This is a genomic window from Streptococcus sp. 1559 (assembly GCF_013276735.1).
Taxonomy (GTDB): Bacteria; Bacillota; Bacilli; order Lactobacillales; family Streptococcaceae; genus Streptococcus; species Streptococcus pseudopneumoniae.
The window spans coordinates 1-18,360 of the sequence record NZ_VMLO01000075.1 but is presented as its reverse complement, the minus strand read 5'-3'; the positions used below and the strand labels follow the sequence as shown (position 1 = coordinate 18,360).

Here is an 18,360-nt window from a genome sequence, read left to right as displayed (position 1 = left end):
CACGGGTGGTTATGACTTGGAATCAAACAGCTCCAAGCCTCTTATCAAATGAAATCGAGGGCTAACTATCAGCTAGTTAAAACATCTAATTTTTAGGAGGGCTGGGTGGCTAACTTCATTATAGAACTTTCAATATCACATTCGAATCACAATAAATAAAAAAATCTTCCAATTCCCTTGCAAAAATGAAGAAAGTGTGATAACATAGTACGGTATGTGGTGCTAGCACATCCGCTATATTAGATCTAATAGGAGGAAAACACAAATGGCTAAAGTATGTTACTTTACAGGTCGTAAGACTGTATCAGGAAACAACCGTTCACACGCGATGAACCAAACAAAACGTGCCGTAAAACCAAACCTTCAAAAAGTTACTGTTCTTATCGATGGTAAACCTAAAAAAGTTTGGGCTTCAGCTCGTGCTTTGAAATCAGGTAAAGTTGAACGCGTTTAATAATAAAAGCAAGGAGACCTCAGGGTCTTTTTCTTTTGTCATAGCGAAAAAATCATTTTAAAAGCAGAGTAAATATCCGCTGATACAGTATTCTGCTTTTACACTTGGGCTGAAATATGATAAAATAGAGTATCAACTAGTTGAGGTAAAAAGGATGACTGTAAAAATTAATACAAAAGATGGTCAAATCGAACTAACAGATGAAGTGATTGCAACCGTCGTAGGTGGAGCAGCAACTGAAATTTTTGGTGTGGTCGGTATGGCTAGTAAAAATGCCCTCAAAGATAATTTTCAAGCCCTTCTAGGTAAGGAAAATTATTCTAAAGGTGTCGTCGTAAAGGCAGCCGAAGATGGCAGCATTGCAGTTGATGTGTATACCGTGTTGAGCTACGGAACAAAGATTAGTGAAGTGTCAAAAAACATTCAAGAGCGTGTTGCCTTTAGCTTGGAAAACCAGCTTGGAATTACTGCTCAGACTGTAAATGTCTACATTCAAAATATCAAAGTTGTAGGAGAATAACCGTGTCAAAAATTACTACTAGCTTATTTCAAGAAATGGTGCAGGCTGCATCAACTCGCTTGAATAAGCAAGCTGAATATGTCAATTCATTAAACGTCTTCCCTGTTCCAGATGGAGATACTGGAACAAACATGGGGATGACCATCGAAAATGGAGCTAAAGAAGTTGCAGACAAGCCAGCTTCTACAGTTGGAGAGGTAGCGAGCATTCTTGCTAAAGGGCTTTTGATGGGTGCGCGTGGGAACTCAGGAGTTATTATGTCTCAGCTTTTCCGTGGATTTTCACAAGCCATCAAGGATAAAGACGAGTTAACAGGTCAAGACTTGGCCCTTGCCTTCCAATCAGGTGTTGAAGTTGCCTATAAGGCAGTGATGAAACCAGTTGAAGGAACGATTTTGACAGTTTCTCGTGGGGCTGCTATCGGTGCTAAGAAAAAAGCTGAGCAAACAGATGATGCTGTTGAAGTCATGCGCGCAGCCTTGGAAGGTGCTAAAACAGCTCTAACTAAAACGCCAGACATGCTTCCAGTATTGAAGGAAGTTGGCGTTGTGGACTCAGGTGGTCAAGGATTGGTCTTTATCTACGAAGGTTTCCTTTCTGCCCTTACTGGTGAATATATTGCATCTGAGGACTTTGTAGCGACTCCTGCCAATATGAGTGAAATGATCAATGCAGAGCACCACAAGTCTGTGGCTGGTCATGTGGCGACTGAGGATATCAACTTTGGTTACTGTACTGAAATCATGGTAGCTCTTAAGCAAGGTCCAACCTATGCCAAAGATTTTGACTACGATGAATTCCGTAACTACTTGAATGAACTTGGAGATTCTCTCCTCGTTGTCAATGATGATGAAATCGTCAAAGTCCATGTCCATACAGAAGATCCAGGACTTGTCATGCAAGAAGGTCTAAAATATGGTAGCTTGGTCAAGGTAAAAGTTGACAATATGCGTAACCAACACGAAGCACAGATTGAGAAAGAAACTGCCCAAGTTAGCAAGCCAGCTGAAGAAAAAGAGTATGCTTTGATTGCTGTGGTGGCTGGTAAAGGTCTAGCAGATATCTTCCGTTCTCAAGGTGTGGATTATGTTATCGAAGGCGGTCAAACCATGAACCCTTCAACAGAAGACTTTATCAAGGCTGTTGAACAGGTCAATGCCCGTAACATCATCTTCCTGCCAAATAACAAGAATATCTTCATGGCAGCTCAATCTGCGGCAGAAGTTTTGGAGCAACCAGCAGTAGTGGTAGAGGCTCGCACTCTTCCTCAAGGTTTGACAAGTCTTCTTGCCTTTGATTCAAGCAAGTCCATTGAAGAAAACCAAGAGCGTATGACAGCTGCTCTTAGTGATGTCGTTAGCGGAAGCGTCACAACAGCCGTGCGTGATACAACGATCGATGGTTTAGAAATCCATGAAAACGATAATCTAGGTATGGTGGATGGGAAAATCCTCGTGTCAAACCCTGACATGCACCAAACCTTGGCAGAAACTTTGAAACATATGTTGGATGAAGACAGTGAAATCGTAACCTTCTATGTCGGTGAAGACGGAAGCGAAGAACTTGCCAATGAAATCGCTCAAGAAATCGCAGAAGAATTTGAGGATCTTGAAGTTGAAATCCACCAAGGTCAACAACCTGTTTACCCCTATCTATTTAGTGTGGAATAAGAGCCGATTAATGAAGGACTGAGAAATCAGTTCTTTTTCTTTTTTAGCAAATGAAAACGGTATCTTTTTAATAAAAACAAAAATAACATTCATAAATAAACGTTAAAATAGAAAATTCAGAAAATTTCTTCTTTTCTCTTGAAAATTTTTAAAAAAATGGTATGATAGTAACAAGTTATTTTTAAGAGGAAAGAAAGGGGAACAATGGAGAAAATCAGTTTAGAATCTCCTAAGACGGGTTCGGACCTAGTTTTGGAAACACTTCGTGATTTAGGAATTGATACCATCTTTGGTTATCCTGGTGGTGCAGTCTTGCCTTTTTATGATGCGATATATAATTTTAAAGGTATTCACCACATTCTAGGACGCCATGAGCAAGGTTGTCTGCATGAAGCTGAAGGTTATGCTAAATCAACTGGAAAGTTGGGTGTTGCCGTCGTTACTAGCGGACCGGGAGCAACAAATGCCATTACAGGGATTGCGGATGCCATGAGCGATAGTGTTCCCCTTTTGGTCTTTACAGGTCAGGTAGGGCGAGCAGGGATTGGGAAGGATGCCTTTCAGGAGGCAGACATCGTGGGAATTACCATGCCAATCACTAAGTACAATTACCAAGTTCGTGAGACAGCTGATATTCCGCGTATCATCACGGAAGCTGTCCATATCGCGACTACAGGCCGTCCAGGGCCAGTCGTCATTGACCTACCTAAAGACGTATCTGCTTTAGAAACAGACTTCATTTATTCACCAGAAGTGAACCTACCAAGCTATCAGCCGACTCTTGAACCAAATGATATGCAAATCAAGAAAATCTTGAAGCAATTGTCCAAGGCTAAAAAGCCAGTCTTGTTAGCTGGTGGTGGAATTAGTTATGCTGAGGCTGCGGCAGAATTAAATGAATTTGCAGAACGCTATCAAATTCCAGTCGTAACAACTCTCTTAGGTCAAGGAACAATTGCAACGACTCACCCACTCTTCCTTGGAATGGGGGGGATGCACGGTTCTTTCGCAGCGAATATTGCCATGACAGAGACGGACTTTATGATTAGTATTGGCTCTCGTTTTGATGACCGTTTGACAGGAAATCCAAAGACTTTTGCTAAGAATTCTAAGGTTGCCCATATTGATATTGACCCAGCCGAGATTGGCAAGATTATCAGTGCAGATATTCCTGTAGTTGGAGATGCTAAGAAAGCCTTGCAAATGTTGCTAGCAGAACCGACAGTTCATAACAATACTGAGAAATGGATTGAGAAAGTTACTAAAGACAAGAACCGTGTTCGTTCTTATGATAAGAAAGAGCGTGTGGTTCAACCGCAAGCAGTTATTGAACGCATTGGTGAATTGACGAATGGAGATGCCATTGTGGTAACAGATGTTGGTCAACACCAAATGTGGACAGCCCAGTATTATCCCTACCAAAATGAACGTCAGTTAGTGACTTCAGGTGGTTTAGGAACCATGGGATTCGGAATTCCAGCAGCAATCGGGGCTAAAATTGCTAACCCAGATAAGGAAGTAGTCTTGTTTGTTGGGGATGGTGGTTTCCAAATGACCAACCAGGAGTTGGCTATTTTGAATATTTACAAAGTGCCAATCAAGGTGGTTATGCTGAACAATCATTCACTTGGAATGGTTCGCCAGTGGCAGGAATCCTTCTATGAAGGAAGAACATCAGAGTCGGTCTTTGATACCCTTCCTGATTTCCAATTGATGGCGCAGGCTTATGGTATTAAAAACTATAAGTTTGACAATCCTGAGACCTTGGCTCAAGACCTTGAAGTCATCACTGAGCATGTTCCTATGCTAATTGAGGTAGATATTTCTCGTAAGGAACAGGTGTTACCAATGGTACCGGCTGGTAAGAGTAATCATGAGATGTTGGGGGTGAAGTTCCATGCGTAGAATGTTAACAGCAAAACTACAAAATCGTTCAGGAGTCCTCAATCGCTTTACAGGTGTCTTATCTCGTCGTCAGGTTAATATTGAAAGCATCTCTGTTGGAGCAACAGAAGATCCGAATGTATCGCGTATCACCATTATTATTGATGTTGCTTCTCATGATGAAGTGGAGCAAATTATCAAGCAACTCAATCGTCAGATTGATGTGATTCGCATTCGTGATATTACAGACAAGCCTCATTTGGAGCGCGAGGTGATTTTGGTTAAGATGTCAGCGCCAGCTGAGAAGCGAGCTGAGATTCTAGCGATTATTCAACCTTTCCGTGCAACAGTGGTAGACGTAGCGCCAAGCTCGATTACCATTCAGATGACAGGAAATGCTGAAAAGAGTGAAGCTCTATTACGAGTCATTCGACCATACGGTATTCGCAATATTGCTCGAACGGGTGCAACTGGATTTACCCGTGACTAAAAATCCAACTTAAATTTGTTAAACCAGCCTAAAAGGCAATAAATGATAGAAAAGAGAGAAAAACTATGGCAGTTCAAATGGAATACGAAAAAGATGTTAAAGTAGCAGCACTTGACGGTAAAAAAATCGCCGTTATCGGTTATGGTTCACAAGGACATGCGCATGCTCAAAACTTGCGTGACTCAGGTCGCGATGTCATCATCGGTGTACGTCCAGGTAAATCTTTTGACAAAGCAAAAGAAGATGGATTTGACACTTACACAGTAGCAGAAGCAACTAAATTGGCTGATGTTATCATGATTTTGGCACCAGACGAAATCCAACAAGAATTGTACGAAGCGGAAATCGCTCCAAACTTGGAAGCTGGGAATGCAGTTGGATTTGCTCATGGTTTCAACATTCACTTCGAATTTATCAAAGTTCCTGCGGATGTAGATGTCTTTATGTGTGCTCCTAAAGGACCAGGGCACTTGGTACGCCGTACTTACGAAGAAGGATTTGGTGTACCAGCTCTTTACGCAGTATACCAAGATGCAACAGGAAATGCGAAAAACATTGCTATGGACTGGTGTAAAGGTGTTGGAGCAGCTCGTGTAGGTCTTCTTGAAACAACATACAAAGAAGAAACTGAAGAAGATTTGTTTGGTGAACAAGCTGTACTTTGTGGTGGTTTGACTGCCCTTATCGAAGCAGGTTTCGAAGTCTTGACAGAAGCAGGTTACGCTCCAGAATTGGCTTACTTTGAAGTTCTTCACGAAATGAAATTGATCGTTGACTTGATCTATGAAGGTGGATTCAAGAAAATGCGTCAATCTATTTCAAACACTGCTGAATACGGTGACTATGTATCAGGTCCACGTGTGATTACTGAGCAAGTTAAAGAAAATATGAAAGCTGTCTTGGCAGACATCCAAAATGGTAAATTTGCAAATGACTTTGTAAATGACTATAAAGCTGGACGTCCAAAATTGACTGCTTACCGTGAACAAGCAGCTAACCTTGAAATTGAAAAAGTTGGTGCAGAATTGCGTAAAGCAATGCCTTTCGTTGGTAAAAACGACGATGATGCATTCAAAATCTATAACTAATTAGAAAGCAAAGAATTTTGCTTAAAATAGTAGCTTCAGCTATTCGTGGGATATTAGATATACTTATTTAGGGGTTGAAATCATATGAATATTACCAATTTGTTTTCTATCAAGACAGGATGTGATGAGACTGATAGGCAACTGCAAAAATTATTTTTTCAGTTGGATTTACAATTGGGAGAATTGACAGATCAACTAAGAAAATTAGATTCTAATTTTGTTCCTCGTAGTCAATTTGTAGACACGCTGGATTTGAATGATGTAGAATATAAAGAAGTTTTAAACTATTTTATCTTCCATCGTAATGATAGTGAAGAAAGTTTGGCAGAATGGTTATATGATTGGATTTCCACAAATCGTTATGAACTTCCTAAAGAGTTTTCAATTCGTATGGCTCATAAATATCATGAAAGTGTTGCTGAAGTTTTTGGAGATGAATAACTAAAAAAACAGTCATTAGTGACTGTTTTTTATAGAAAAAGAGGTTTTATATGTTAAGTTCAAAAGATATTATCAAGGCTCATAAGGTCTTGAATGGTGTGGTTGTGAATACCCCACTGGATTACGACCATTATTTATCGGAGAAGTATGGTGCTAAGATTTATTTGAAAAAAGAAAATGCCCAGCGTGTTCGTTCCTTTAAAATTCGTGGTGCCTATTATGCTATTTCTCAGCTCAGCAAGGAAGAACGTGAGCGTGGGGTAGTCTGTGCTTCTGCGGGAAATCATGCGCAGGGAGTTGCCTATACTTGTAATGAGATGAAAATTCCTGCTACTATTTTTATGCCCATTACCACTCCGCAACAAAAGATTGGTCAGGTTCGCTTTTTTGGTGGGGATTTTGTAACCATTAAACTAGTTGGAGATACCTTTGATGCCTCAGCCAAAGCAGCTCAAGAATTTACAGTCTCTGAAAATCGTACCTTTATTGCTCCCTTTGATGATACTCATGTCCAAGCGGGTCAAGGAACAGTTGCTTATGAGATTTTAGAAGAAGCTCGAAAAGAATCGATTGACTTTGATGCTGTCTTGGTCCCTGTTGGTGGTGGCGGTCTCATTGCCGGGGTTTCTACCTATATCAAGGAAACAAGTCCAGAAATTGAAGTCATTGGGGTAGAGGCTAATGGAGCGCGTTCCATGAAAGCTGCTTTTGAAGCTGGTGGACCTGTTAAACTCAAAGAAATTGACAAATTTGCGGATGGGATTGCTGTGCAAAAGGTAGGACAGTTGACCTATGAAGCAACGCGTCAACATGTTCAAACTTTGGTAGGTGTCGATGAGGGATTGATTTCTGAAACTTTGATTGACCTCTACTCTAAGCAAGGGATTGTTGCAGAACCTGCTGGAGCAGCTAGTATCGCCTCTTTAGAGGTTTTAGCTGAATATATCAAGGGGAAAACCATTTGTTGTATCATTTCTGGAGGGAATAATGATATCAACCGTATGCCAGAAATGGAAGAGCGTGCCTTGATTTATGATGGGATCAAACATTACTTTGTGGTCAATTTCCCACAGCGTCCAGGAGCTTTGCGTGAGTTTGTAAATGATATCTTGGGGCCAAATGATGATATCACCCGTTTTGAGTATATCAAGCGAGCTAGTAAGGGAACAGGTCCAGTATTGATTGGGATCGCTTTGGCAGATAAGCATGATTATGCAGGCTTAATTCGTCGAATGGAAGGTTTTGATCCAGCTTATATTAACTTAAATGGGAATGAAACGCTCTATAATATGCTTGTCTGAGGACTAATAAAAAAATATCATATTATTTGCACAACTAATGTATAGGTGTTATAATGATAGTGAAGAAAGGGGGCGATTCCTATGGTTTTAGGAAGCTTATCGTGCTATTTCTACTACAACTCACTATAACACCTATTATTTTCGATTCTGTTTATATTAAGGCGGCAGAATTACTTACTATATATAAGGAAATTTTTTGAAATCCCCAATTGTATATATCCCTAATTTGAGATTTCTCTAAATATAATAGGAATCAAAAAAAATAATCAATGTTTGTGAGATGACTGCTAGGTGAGTTGGTCGAAAAAACTCGTGAGATAGACAATAGTGCTAGACATGCAATAGCTAGTGATACTGATTTTAAATGACTAGCTGGAAAGTGGGTATGTAATCAGAAGATGCAAGATTGTACAAAGTAAGTAGTACCGGTTGTGAAATGGATAAGATATAGATAAGGACAGGAAAGGAACCAAAGAAGGAGAAAGAAAACGGAATGATTTAGAGATAGTGAGGAGTGAAAGACTATCTTTAGTGGGCTTGTTGATTTAAAAGGAATAGATAGAATGAAATAGTAAATCCTGTCTATCCTATTAAGAAACTGGTATTCAGCATACGTGAATATTTTTACAAATTTAAAGTTTAATAATGCAATTGTTTTTTAGGAGCATACTGATGGGTTATAGTAAGCGGAAAACTATATATTATCGGCTTTAAAAAGGAAGTAAGAAGATTCTGGGTCATTTATTTTATTGAATATATGTTTTTTTATTGACAAAAGTAGTAAAAACGTATACAATTAAGTATTGTAAAGAAGAAAATAGGAGAAAAACATGGCTAAGTCAAACTTTGAAAAAGTAGAATCAGTTGTTGGCTGGGTTCGTGATAAGAAAATCACAGGCTACCGTATCTCTAAGGAAACGAATGCGCGTGAAATGTCTATCATTGCTCTGGCGCAGGGTCGTGCAAAAGTAAAAAATATTTCATTTGAAACAGCCCTAGGCCTAATTGATTTCTATGAAAAAAATCATGAAAAATTTGAAGATTAATCTTTGGATAACGGCGGATTCTTGACCCTCAAGTAGTAGAGATAGAGAATCTGCCTTTTCATTTTGAGGACAGCAAAAAGACTGCACGGTTGAGGCAGCCTTTTCTTTTTATTTGAGATAGCGTTGAAGGAATTCTTTTGTACGGTCTTCTTTAGGATTGGTGAAGAGATCTTCTGGTTTGCCTTCTTCAGCAATCACACCCTTATCCATAAAGATAACACGGTGAGAGACATCACGGGCGAATTCCATTTCGTGGGTTACGACAATCATGGTCAAGCCTTCCTGAGCCAGATCTTGCATGATTTTGAGGACTTCTCCAACCATTTCTGGATCGAGAGCTGATGTTGGTTCATCAAAGAGAATAGCGTCCGGATTCATGGAGAGGGCACGAGCGATGGCCACACGTTGTTTTTGACCCCCTGAGAGTTGTCTTGGCTTCGCTTGCCAGTAGCGTTCTCCCATGCCGACTTTTTCTAGGTTTTCTTTGGCAGTCTTTTCAGCTTCTGTGCGTTCGCGTTTAAGGACAGTTGTCTGAGCGACAATTGTGTTTTCAAGCACGTTGAGATTTTCAAAGAGGTTAAAGGATTGGAACACCATCCCCAACTTTTCACGGTATTGCGTGAGGTCATAGCCTTTTTCGAGGACATTTTGTCCATGATAAAGGATTTGTCCATCAGTTGGTGTTTCAAGTAGGTTGATGGAGCGTAGGAAGGTCGATTTCCCGCTTCCAGAGCTTCCGATGATAGAGATGACCTCTCCCTTGTGGACAGTCAGAGAAATGTCTTTTAGCACTTCGTTTTGTCCATAGGATTTTTTGAGGTGTTTAATTTCAAGGATTGCTTGTGTCATTATTTCAAATCCTCCGTTTGCATTTGGTTAGCACCTGTAGTATAGGTATCCATGTCCATTCGGCGTTCGATGAAGCGTAGGATACGTGTTACGGTGAAGGTGAGGACAAAGTAAATCACGGCGATGATTGTAAATGTCTGGAAGTATTGATAGGTTTGAGTTGCCACGGTATTTCCTGAGAAATAAAGTTCGACAACAGAGATAACGTTCAATACAGATGTATCTTTGATATTGATGACAAATTCATTACCAGTTGCTGGTAGGATATTGCGGACAACCTGAGGTAGGACAATCTTACGCATGGTTTGGTTATGAGTCATACCGAGTGCAGTTGCGGCTTCAAATTGTCCCTTGTCAACTGCCAGGATACCACCACGGACGATTTCAGTCATGTAGGCACCGGTATTGATTGAAACGATGAAGATAGCAGCTAGTGTACGGTCAAGGTTGATACCGAAAGCTTGGGCAGTTCCATAGTAGATAACCATCGATTGAACGATCATTGGCGTACCACGGAAAATTTCAATGTAGACATTGAGGATCCAGCCAACTAATTTTTGTAGGCTATAAATGGCTTTATTTTCAGATAGAGGAGCAGTACGGAAAACACCAATGGCAAGACCGATAATGAGACCTGTGATGGTTCCGACGATAGAGATTAAAAGAGTGATACCAGCACCACGCAAGAGTTGTTGCCAGTTTTCAGAAAGAATTTTAGCAACTTGGCTAAAGAAACTACTGCTAGTCTCTTCAGTTGTTGTAGCTTCGGCAGGTTGTTCCTTGATCATACGATCCATCAAGGCAACTTGGTCGTCTTTTGAAATGGTTTCAATGCTGGCATTGATTTGGCTAATACGATTGTCATCTTTACGAAGTCCAATGGCGATAGCTGTATCTTCTTCCCCAGTTTTGAAACCTGGTTCTACTTGGACCATCTTGAACTTAGAGTTTGCAGCTTCGGCAGTCAGAGCTTCTGGGCGTTCAGAAACATAGGCATCGATGACACCAGCCTCAAGAGCTTGGCGCATTTGAGCGAAGTCTCCCATGGCTGTTTCTTTTTTAGCACCTGGGATTTGTGAAATCAAGTCATAAAGGTAAACACCTTGTTGAGAAGTGATTTTCGCACCATTAAAGTCATTCAAAGATTTAGCATTTGCGTAGGCAGAATCTTTTTTGATAAGCAAAACTGGTTCGCTAGTGTAGTAACTGCTTGAAAAGGCAATTTCTTGTTTACGCTCGGCAGTAGGACTCATACCTGCGATAATCATGTCAATCTTACCAGAAGTAAGGGCAGGGACTAGACCTTCCCACTTGGTTTTAACAACCAAAGGTTCTTTACCTAAGTCCTTAGCGATTTTCTTGGCGATTTGAACATCGTATCCGTTGGCATACTGGTTGGTTCCATCGATTTTGACAGCTCCATTGCTATCATCATCCTGAGTCCAGTTAAAGGGGGCATATGCTGCTTCCATCCCGATGCGTAAATATTCATCGGCTTGAGCAACATTGACAAGTCCTAGCATCAGCAAGAGACTTGTGAAAATAGATAAGTATATTTTTCTCATGATTTCTCCTATTCTAATCTATTAAAAAATAACTGTCTCCTATTTTATCGAAAAATGCGTAATTTTTCAACATAAGTAAGCCTTTACTTACGAAAAAATGCTATAATGATAAGAAAGATAAAAAGGGGGCTTAGTTGATGAAAAAAACTTTTTTCTTACTGGTCTTAGGCTTGTTTTGCCTTCTGCCACTTTCTGTTTTCGCCATTGATTTTAAGATAAACTCTTATCAAGGGGATTTGTATATTCATGCAGATAATACGGCAGAGTTTAGACAGAAGATAGTTTATCAGTTTGAGGAGGACTTTAAGGGCCAAATCGTGGGACTTGGACGTGCTGGCAAGATGCCTAGTGGATTTGACATTGATCCTCACCCAAAGGTTCAGGCTACGAAAAACGGTGCAGAACTGACAGATGTGACTAGTGAAGTGATAGAAGGAGCAGATGGTTATACTGTCAAAGTTTACAATCCAGGTCAGGAAGGTGACACAGTTGAAGTTGACCTTGTCTGGAATTTAAAGAACTTGCTTTTCCTTTATGATGATATCGCTGAATTAAATTGGCAACCTTTAACAGATAGTTCAGGGGCTATTGGAAAGTTTGAATTTCATGTAAGGGGAGATAAGGGGTCTGAAAAACTCTTTTTCCATACAGGGAAACTTTTTAGAGAGGGAATGGTTGAAAAGAGTAACCTTGATTATACTATTCGTTTAGACGATCTTCCACCTAAGCGTGGAGTTGAATTGCATGCCTACTGGCCTCGGACCGATTTTGCTAATGCTAGGGATCAGGGTTTGAAAGGAAATCATTTAGAAGAATTTAATAAGGTAGAAGACTCGATTGTTAAAGAAAAAGAGCAAAGTAAACAACTCCTTACTTGGGTCTTCCCTTCGATACTTTCTATCTCCTTGTTATTGAGTGTCTGCTTCTATTTTATCTATAGAAGAAAGACCACTCCTTCGGTCAAATATGCCAAAAATCATCGTCTCTATGAACCACCAATGGAATTAGAGCCTATGGTTTTATCAGAGGCTGTCTACTCGACCTCCTTGGAGGAAGTGAGTCCCTTGGTCAAGGGGGCTGGCAAATTCACCTTTGACCAACTTATTCAAGCTACCTTGCTAGATGTGATAGACCGTGGAAATGTCTCTATCATTTCAGAAGGAGATGCAGTTGGCTTGAGGATAGTAAAAGAAGATGGTTTGTCAAGCTTTGAGAAAGACTGTCTAAATCTGGCTTTTTCAGGCAAAAAAGAAGAAACTCTTTCCAATTTGTTTGCGGATTACAAGGTATCTGATAGTCTTTATCGTAGATCAAAAGTCTCTGATGAAAAACGGATTCAAGCAAAGGGGCGTCAACTCAAATCTTCTTTTGAAGAAGTATTGAACCAGATGCAAGAAGGAGTGAGAAATCGAGTTACCTTCTGGGGGCTTCCAGATTACTATCGTCCTTTAACTGGTGGGGAAAAGGCTTTGCAAGTGGGTATGGGGGTCTTGACTATCCTGCCCCTATTTATCGGATTTGGTTTGTTCTTGTACAGTTTGGATGTTTATGGCTATCTTTACTTCCTCTTGCCAATACTTGGTTTTCTAGGTTTGGTTTTGGCTGTTTTCTATTATTGGAAACTTCGACTAGATAACCGTGATGGTGTCCTAAATGAGGCAGGAGCAGAGGTCTACTATCTCTGGACCAGTTTTGAAAATATGTTGCGTGAGATTGCACGATTGGATCAGGCAGAGTTGGAAAGTATTGTAGTCTGGAATCGCCTCTTGGTCTATGCGACCTTATTTGGCTATGCGGACAAGGTTAGTCATTTGATGAAGGTTCATCAGATTCAAGTTGAAAATCCAGATATCAATCTATATGTAGCTTATGGTTGGCATAGTATGTTTTATCATTCAAGCGCGCAAATGAGCCAATATGCCAGTGTCGCAAATACAGCAAGTACCTACTCTGTATCTTCTGGAAGTGGAAGTTCTGGCGGTGGCTTCTCTGGCGGTGGAGGCGGTGGCAGTATCGGCGCCTTTTAAAGAGAGCTATCACTGGCTGAAAAAATATGCTATAATGGAAGATAGAAAAAGGAGTAGTCTATGTATCTTATTGAAATTTTAAAATCTATCTTCTTCGGGATTGTTGAAGGAATTACGGAATGGTTGCCGATTTCCAGTACAGGTCACTTGATTTTAGCAGAGGAATTTATCCAATACCAAAATCAAAGTGAAGCCTTTATGTCCATGTTTAATGTTGTGATTCAACTTGGTGCTATTTTAGCGGTTATGGTGATTTACTTTAACAAGCTCAATCCTTTCAAACCGACTAAGGACAAACAGGAAGTTCGTAAGACTTGGAGACTATGGTTGAAGGTCTTGATTGCGACCTTGCCTTTGCTTGGCGTCTTTAAATTTGATGATTGGTTTGACACCCACTTCCATAACATGGTTTCAGTTGCCCTCATGTTGATTATCTACGGGATTGCCTTTATCTATTTGGAAAAGCGCAATAAAGCGCGTGCTATCGAGCCAAGTGTAACAGAGTTGGACAAGCTTCCTTATACGACAGCCTTTTATATCGGTCTCTTCCAAGTTCTTGCCCTTTTACCAGGGACAAGCCGTTCTGGAGCTACAATCGTCGGTGGTTTGTTAAATGGAACCAGTCGTTCAGTTGTGACAGAATTTACCTTCTATCTAGGGATTCCTGTTATGTTTGGAGCTAGTGCCTTAAAGATTTTCAAATTTTTGAAAGCAGGACAGCTCTTGAGCTTTGGACAATTGTTCTTGCTCTTGGTTGCGATGGGAGTAGCTTTTGCGGTCAGCATGGTGGCTATTCGTTTCTTGACAAGTTATGTGAAAAAACACGACTTTACCCTTTTCGGTAAATACCGTATCGTGCTTGGTAGTGTCTTGCTACTTTATAGCTTTGTCCGTTTATTTGTATAAGAAAAACCTTGAAGGGGCAACTCTTCAAGGTTTTAAAATCCAGTCAGGGTAATCCCCAACAGGCGGACCCCTCTTTCTTTCTCGCTTAACTCTTCATAGAGTTGCAGGGCTATTTGGCTTATCTGACTAGCGTCCTGTGTTTTTTGAGCCAGACTTTTTCGTTTAGTGAGAGTTGAAAAGTCCTCGTAGCGGATTTTCAAAATGACAATTTTTCCAGCTTTTTCTTGCTGATTGAGATTGAGAGCGACTCTTTTTGATAGGAGAGTCAGCTCTTTTTTGATGTCTTCCTCGGCACGGAGAATCTTCCCATAGGTTTTCTCCTTACCGATTGATTTACGGATGCGATTTGATTTAACTGGGGAATTGTGAATACCACGAGCCTTTCGATAAAGGTCATAGCCCAGTCTGCCAAAGCGGTCTATTAGGGTCACTTCAGGAACTTCAAGTAGATCAGCGCCAGTAAAAATCTCCATTTGATGAAGACGTTCGACTGTCTTCTTTCCTACTCCATGAAATTTGGAAATATCCATTTGTTTGAGAAAATCCTCAGCCTGGTCAGGTAGAATCACTGTCAAACCATGTGGTTTTTGATAATCGCTAGCCATCTTGGCTAAGAATTTGTTGTAGGAAACACCTGCGGAAGCAGTTAGATGGAGTTCTTGCCAGATATCTTTTTGAATGAGGCGAGCAATTTTGACAGCTGACTTGATACCGAGTTTATTTTCTGTTACATCCAAATAGGCTTCGTCAATACTCATAGGTTCAATCAAATCTGTATAGCGCTTAAAGATAGCTCGAATCTGGAGTCCCACAGATTTGTATTTCTCATAATTTCCTGAGATAAAGATGGCCTGGGGACAACGCTCATAGGCTTCCTTAGAGCTCATGGCTGAATGGATACCAAAAGCTCGTGCCTCATAGCTACAGGTAGAAACGACTCCCCGCCCACCTGTTTGCCGAGGGTCACTGCCGATAATGACAGGTTTTCCTCTGAGTTTAGGATTATCTCTGATTTCCACCGCAGCAAAAAAGGCATCCATGTCAATATGGATGATTTTTCTTGACAAATCATTTAACAAAGGAAAAATCAACATGCCTAGCCCCCTTTTTACCGCTTATTTTCTTTTATTATACCCTTTTTTCTGAAAAAAAGAAAAAAGGACTTTATTTTTTCAAAAATATAATACAGTTTGAAATAAAATATAGACTGTTTTAGAAAAGAAAGTGTAAAAATAGGGATTTTCCACTTGTTGAAATCGGTTACTGTATGGTATACTTGTCTCATGAATGTAACAGATGGTTGTTACTAGAAAGAAAAAAGAGGACATTAACATGGTTGTTAAAACAGTTGTTGAAGCACAAGATATTTTTGACAAAGCTTGGGAAGGCTTCAAAGGCGTAGATTGGAAAGAAAAAGCAAGTGTATCACGCTTCGTACAAGCTAACTACACACCTTACGATGGAGACGAAAGCTTCCTTGCAGGACCAACAGAACGTTCACTTCACATCAAAAAAATTGTAGAAGAAACGAAGGCTCACTACGAAGAAACTCGTTTCCCAATGGACACTCGTCCAACATCTATCGCTGATATCCCAGCAGGATTTATCGATAAAGAAAATGAAGTTATCTTCGGTATCCAAAACGATGAACTCTTCAAATTGAACTTCATGCCAAAAGGTGGTATCCGTATGGCTGAAACAACTTTGAAAGAAAATGGATACGAACCAGATCCAGCTGTTCACGAAATCTTTACTAAATACGTAACAACAGTTAACGACGGTATCTTCCGTGCCTACACTTCAAACATTCGTCGCGCACGTCACGCACACACTGTAACTGGTCTTCCAGATGCATACTCACGCGGACGTATCATCGGTGTTTACGCACGTCTTGCTCTTTACGGTGCAGACTACTTGATGCAAGAAAAAGTAAACGACTGGAATGCAATCGAAGAAATTGATGAAGAAACAATCCGTCTTCGTGAAGAAATCAACCTTCAATACCAAGCATTGCAACAAGTTGTTCGCTTGGGTGACCTTTACGGAGTTGATGTTCGCAAACCAGCGATGAACGTTAAAGAAGCGATCCAATGGGTTAACATCGCCTTCATGTCTGTCTGCCGTGTTATCAACGGTGCTGCTACATCTCTAGGACGTGTACCAATCGTTTTGGACATCTTTGCAGAACGTGACCTTGCTCGTGGTACATTTACTGAATCAGAAATCCAAGAATTCGTTGATGATTTCGTTATGAAACTTCGTACAGTTAAATTTGCTCGGACAAAAGCTTACGACCAATTGTACTCAGGTGACCCAACTTTCATCACAACTTCTATGGCTGGTATGGGTAACGACGGTCGTCACCGTGTTACTAAGATGGACTACCGTTTCTTGAACACTCTTGACAACATCGGTAACTCTCCAGAACCAAACTTGACAGTTCTTTGGACTGATAAATTGCCATACAACTTCCGCCGCTACTGTATGCACATGAGCCACAAACACTCTTCTATCCAATACGAAGGTGTAACAACAATGGCTAAAGACGGATATGGTGAAATGAGTTGTATCTCATGCTGTGTGTCTCCACTTGACCCAGAAAATGAAGAACAACGCCACAACATCCAGTACTTCGGTGCGCGTGTAAACGTATTGAAAGCCCTTCTTACTGGTTTGAACGGTGGTTACGACGATGTTCACAAAGACTACAAAGTATTTGACATCGAACCAATCCGTGACGAAGTTCTTGAATTTGAATCAGTTAAAGCTAACTTTGAAAAATCTCTTGACTGGTTGACTGACACTTACGTAGATGCCTTGAACATCATTCACTACATGACTGATAAATACAACTACGAAGCTGTTCAAATGGCCTTCTTGCCAACTAAACAACGTGCCAACATGGGATTCGGTATCTGTGGATTTGCCAACACTGTTGACACATTGTCAGCTATTAAGTACGCTACAGTTAAACCAATCCGTGACGAAAATGGCTATATCTACGATTACGAAACAATCGGTGAATACCCACGTTGGGGTGAAGATGACCCACGTTCAAACGAATTGGCAGAATGGTTGATCGAAGCTTACACTACTCGTCTACGTAGCCACAAACTTTACAAAGACGCAGAAGCTACTGTATCACTTTTGACAATCACATCTAACGTTGCTTACTCTAAACAAACTGGTAACTCACCAGTCCACAAAGGTGTATACCTCAACGAAGATGGTTCTGTGAACTTGTCTAAACTTGAATTCTTCTCACCAGGTGCTAACCCATCTAACAAAGCTAAAGGTGGATGGTTGCAAAACTTGAATTCACTTTCTAGCCTTGACTTTAGTTATGCAGCTGATGGTATCTCATTGACTACACAAGTATCACCTCGCGCTCTTGGTAAGACTCGTGACGAACAAGTTGATAACTTGGTAACAATCCTTGATGGTTACTTCGAAAACGGTGGACAACACGTTAACTTGAACGTTATGGACTTGAACGATGTTTACGAAAAGATTATGTCAGGTGAAGACGTTATCGTACGTATCTCTGGATACTGTGTAAACACTAAATACCTCACTCCAGAACAAAAAACTGAATTGACACAACGTGTCTTCCACGAAGTTCTTTCAATGGATGATGCCTTGGATGCATTGAGCTAATCAAGTTCTTGAATAATGAAAAGGAACCCTCGGTCAGTCGACTGAGGGTTTTGTGCTTGGGGATAGTGTGAGCAATTCCTTCGGCGCAATATGCAATGTTTTTGGAAAGGAATAGTGGACCGAATCTGAAATAGCCCGCTGAAACGTTTCAAACAGTGCTAGAAATTGACTGGAATTCAAAGATACTTGTTGAGTTGGGGGGATTTGAAAATAATCCTCAATGAAAATCAAAGAGCAAACTAGGAAGCTATCCTCAGGTTGCTCAAAACACTGTTTTGAGGTTGCAGATAGATCTGACGCAGTCAGCTCAAAACACCGTTTTGAGGTTGCAGATAGAACTGACGAAGTCAGTAACATATATACGGCAAGGCGAAGCTGACGTGGTTTGAAGAGATTTTCGAAGAGTATAGTAGATTGAAATAGACTGTGAACAAATTGATAAGGAAATTTTAAAGTAATTCC

The 18,360-nt window shown here is 40.5% G+C and carries 16 protein-coding genes; 12 read left to right on the top strand and 4 right to left on the bottom strand.

Annotated features, from left to right (window positions below; all coding sequences use genetic code 11):
• Positions 1–265: 265 nt before the first annotated feature.
• The 9 genes from rpmB (at position 266) to HT688_RS09040 (ending at position 8,894) form a co-directional block, all read left to right on the top strand.
• Entirely contained in the window at positions 266–454 is a 189-nt protein-coding gene (gene rpmB, locus HT688_RS09080; RefSeq protein ID WP_001140948.1) for a 50S ribosomal protein L28, read from the top strand.
• Positions 455–608: 154 nt separating this feature from the next.
• The gene (locus tag HT688_RS09075; protein ID WP_000216436.1) at positions 609–974 is read left to right on the top strand and encodes an Asp23/Gls24 family envelope stress response protein; all 366 of its coding nucleotides are present in this window, start codon (positions 609–611) and stop codon (positions 972–974) included.
• Positions 975–976: 2 nt separating this feature from the next.
• Entirely contained in the window at positions 977–2,644 is a 1,668-nt protein-coding gene (gene fakA, locus HT688_RS09070) for a fatty acid kinase ATP-binding subunit FakA (RefSeq protein WP_000036650.1), read from the top strand.
• 204 nt (positions 2,645–2,848) lie between these two features.
• Positions 2,849–4,549, top strand: coding sequence for an acetolactate synthase large subunit (locus HT688_RS09065; RefSeq protein ID WP_000411733.1), 1,701 nt, complete (start codon positions 2,849–2,851; stop codon positions 4,547–4,549).
• Positions 4,542–5,018, top strand: coding sequence for an acetolactate synthase small subunit (gene ilvN, locus HT688_RS09060; RefSeq protein WP_001253803.1), 477 nt, complete (start codon positions 4,542–4,544; stop codon positions 5,016–5,018). Before HT688_RS09065 ends, ilvN begins: the two co-directional genes overlap by 8 nt.
• 65 nt (positions 5,019–5,083) lie before the next feature.
• Complete coding sequence (gene ilvC / locus HT688_RS09055) at positions 5,084–6,106, top strand: ketol-acid reductoisomerase (protein WP_000290683.1); 1,023 nt, start codon at positions 5,084–5,086, stop codon at positions 6,104–6,106.
• 84 nt (positions 6,107–6,190) lie between these two features.
• Positions 6,191–6,547 carry a hypothetical protein gene (locus tag HT688_RS09050; protein WP_023939147.1) on the top strand — a complete coding sequence of 119 codons (357 nt, stop codon included), beginning with the start codon at positions 6,191–6,193 and terminating at the stop codon, positions 6,545–6,547.
• A 50-nt stretch (positions 6,548–6,597) separates the two neighbouring features.
• Positions 6,598–7,848, top strand: a complete 1,251-nt coding sequence (ilvA, locus tag HT688_RS09045) for a threonine ammonia-lyase IlvA (RefSeq protein WP_000952969.1) — start codon at positions 6,598–6,600, stop codon at positions 7,846–7,848.
• 830 nt (positions 7,849–8,678) lie between these two features.
• On the top strand, positions 8,679–8,894 hold the full coding sequence (locus HT688_RS09040) for a capsule biosynthesis transcriptional regulator (RefSeq protein WP_001130036.1): 216 nt from the start codon (positions 8,679–8,681) through the stop codon (positions 8,892–8,894).
• A 108-nt stretch (positions 8,895–9,002) separates the two neighbouring features.
• Here HT688_RS09040 and HT688_RS09035 read toward each other — a convergent pair whose 3' ends face one another.
• Both HT688_RS09035 and HT688_RS09030 read right to left on the bottom strand, forming a co-directional pair.
• Positions 9,003–9,743 (bottom strand): amino acid ABC transporter ATP-binding protein, encoded by a 741-nt coding sequence (locus HT688_RS09035; RefSeq protein WP_000189488.1) that lies wholly within the window; start codon positions 9,741–9,743, stop codon positions 9,003–9,005.
• Complete coding sequence (locus HT688_RS09030) at positions 9,743–11,308, bottom strand: ABC transporter substrate-binding protein/permease (protein WP_050223454.1); 1,566 nt, start codon at positions 11,306–11,308, stop codon at positions 9,743–9,745. The genes HT688_RS09035 and HT688_RS09030 overlap by 1 nt, the downstream gene beginning before the upstream one ends.
• Before the next feature lie 137 nt (positions 11,309–11,445).
• Here HT688_RS09030 and HT688_RS09025 point away from each other — a divergent pair, with 137 nt between their 5' ends.
• Both HT688_RS09025 and HT688_RS09020 read left to right on the top strand, forming a co-directional pair.
• Positions 11,446–13,335 carry a DUF2207 domain-containing protein gene (locus tag HT688_RS09025; RefSeq protein ID WP_050223452.1) on the top strand — a complete coding sequence of 630 codons (1,890 nt, stop codon included), beginning with the start codon at positions 11,446–11,448 and terminating at the stop codon, positions 13,333–13,335.
• Positions 13,336–13,395: 60 nt separating this feature from the next.
• On the top strand, positions 13,396–14,241 hold the full coding sequence (locus tag HT688_RS09020; RefSeq protein WP_050223451.1) for an undecaprenyl-diphosphate phosphatase: 846 nt from the start codon (positions 13,396–13,398) through the stop codon (positions 14,239–14,241).
• Positions 14,242–14,273: 32 nt separating this feature from the next.
• On the opposite strand, the gene dinB is transcribed toward HT688_RS09020, so the two are convergent.
• Entirely contained in the window at positions 14,274–15,335 is a 1,062-nt protein-coding gene (gene dinB / locus HT688_RS09015) for a DNA polymerase IV (RefSeq protein WP_050223449.1), read from the bottom strand.
• Between the two features lie 238 nt (positions 15,336–15,573).
• Between dinB and pflB the strand changes: the two genes are divergently transcribed.
• Complete coding sequence (gene pflB / locus HT688_RS09010; protein WP_000260631.1) at positions 15,574–17,898, top strand: formate C-acetyltransferase; 2,325 nt, start codon at positions 15,574–15,576, stop codon at positions 17,896–17,898.
• 33 nt (positions 17,899–17,931) lie between these two features.
• On the opposite strand, the gene HT688_RS11540 is transcribed toward pflB, so the two are convergent.
• On the bottom strand, positions 17,932–18,360 hold a 429-nt coding region (locus HT688_RS11540), incomplete at its 5' end, for a hypothetical protein (RefSeq protein ID WP_205402780.1).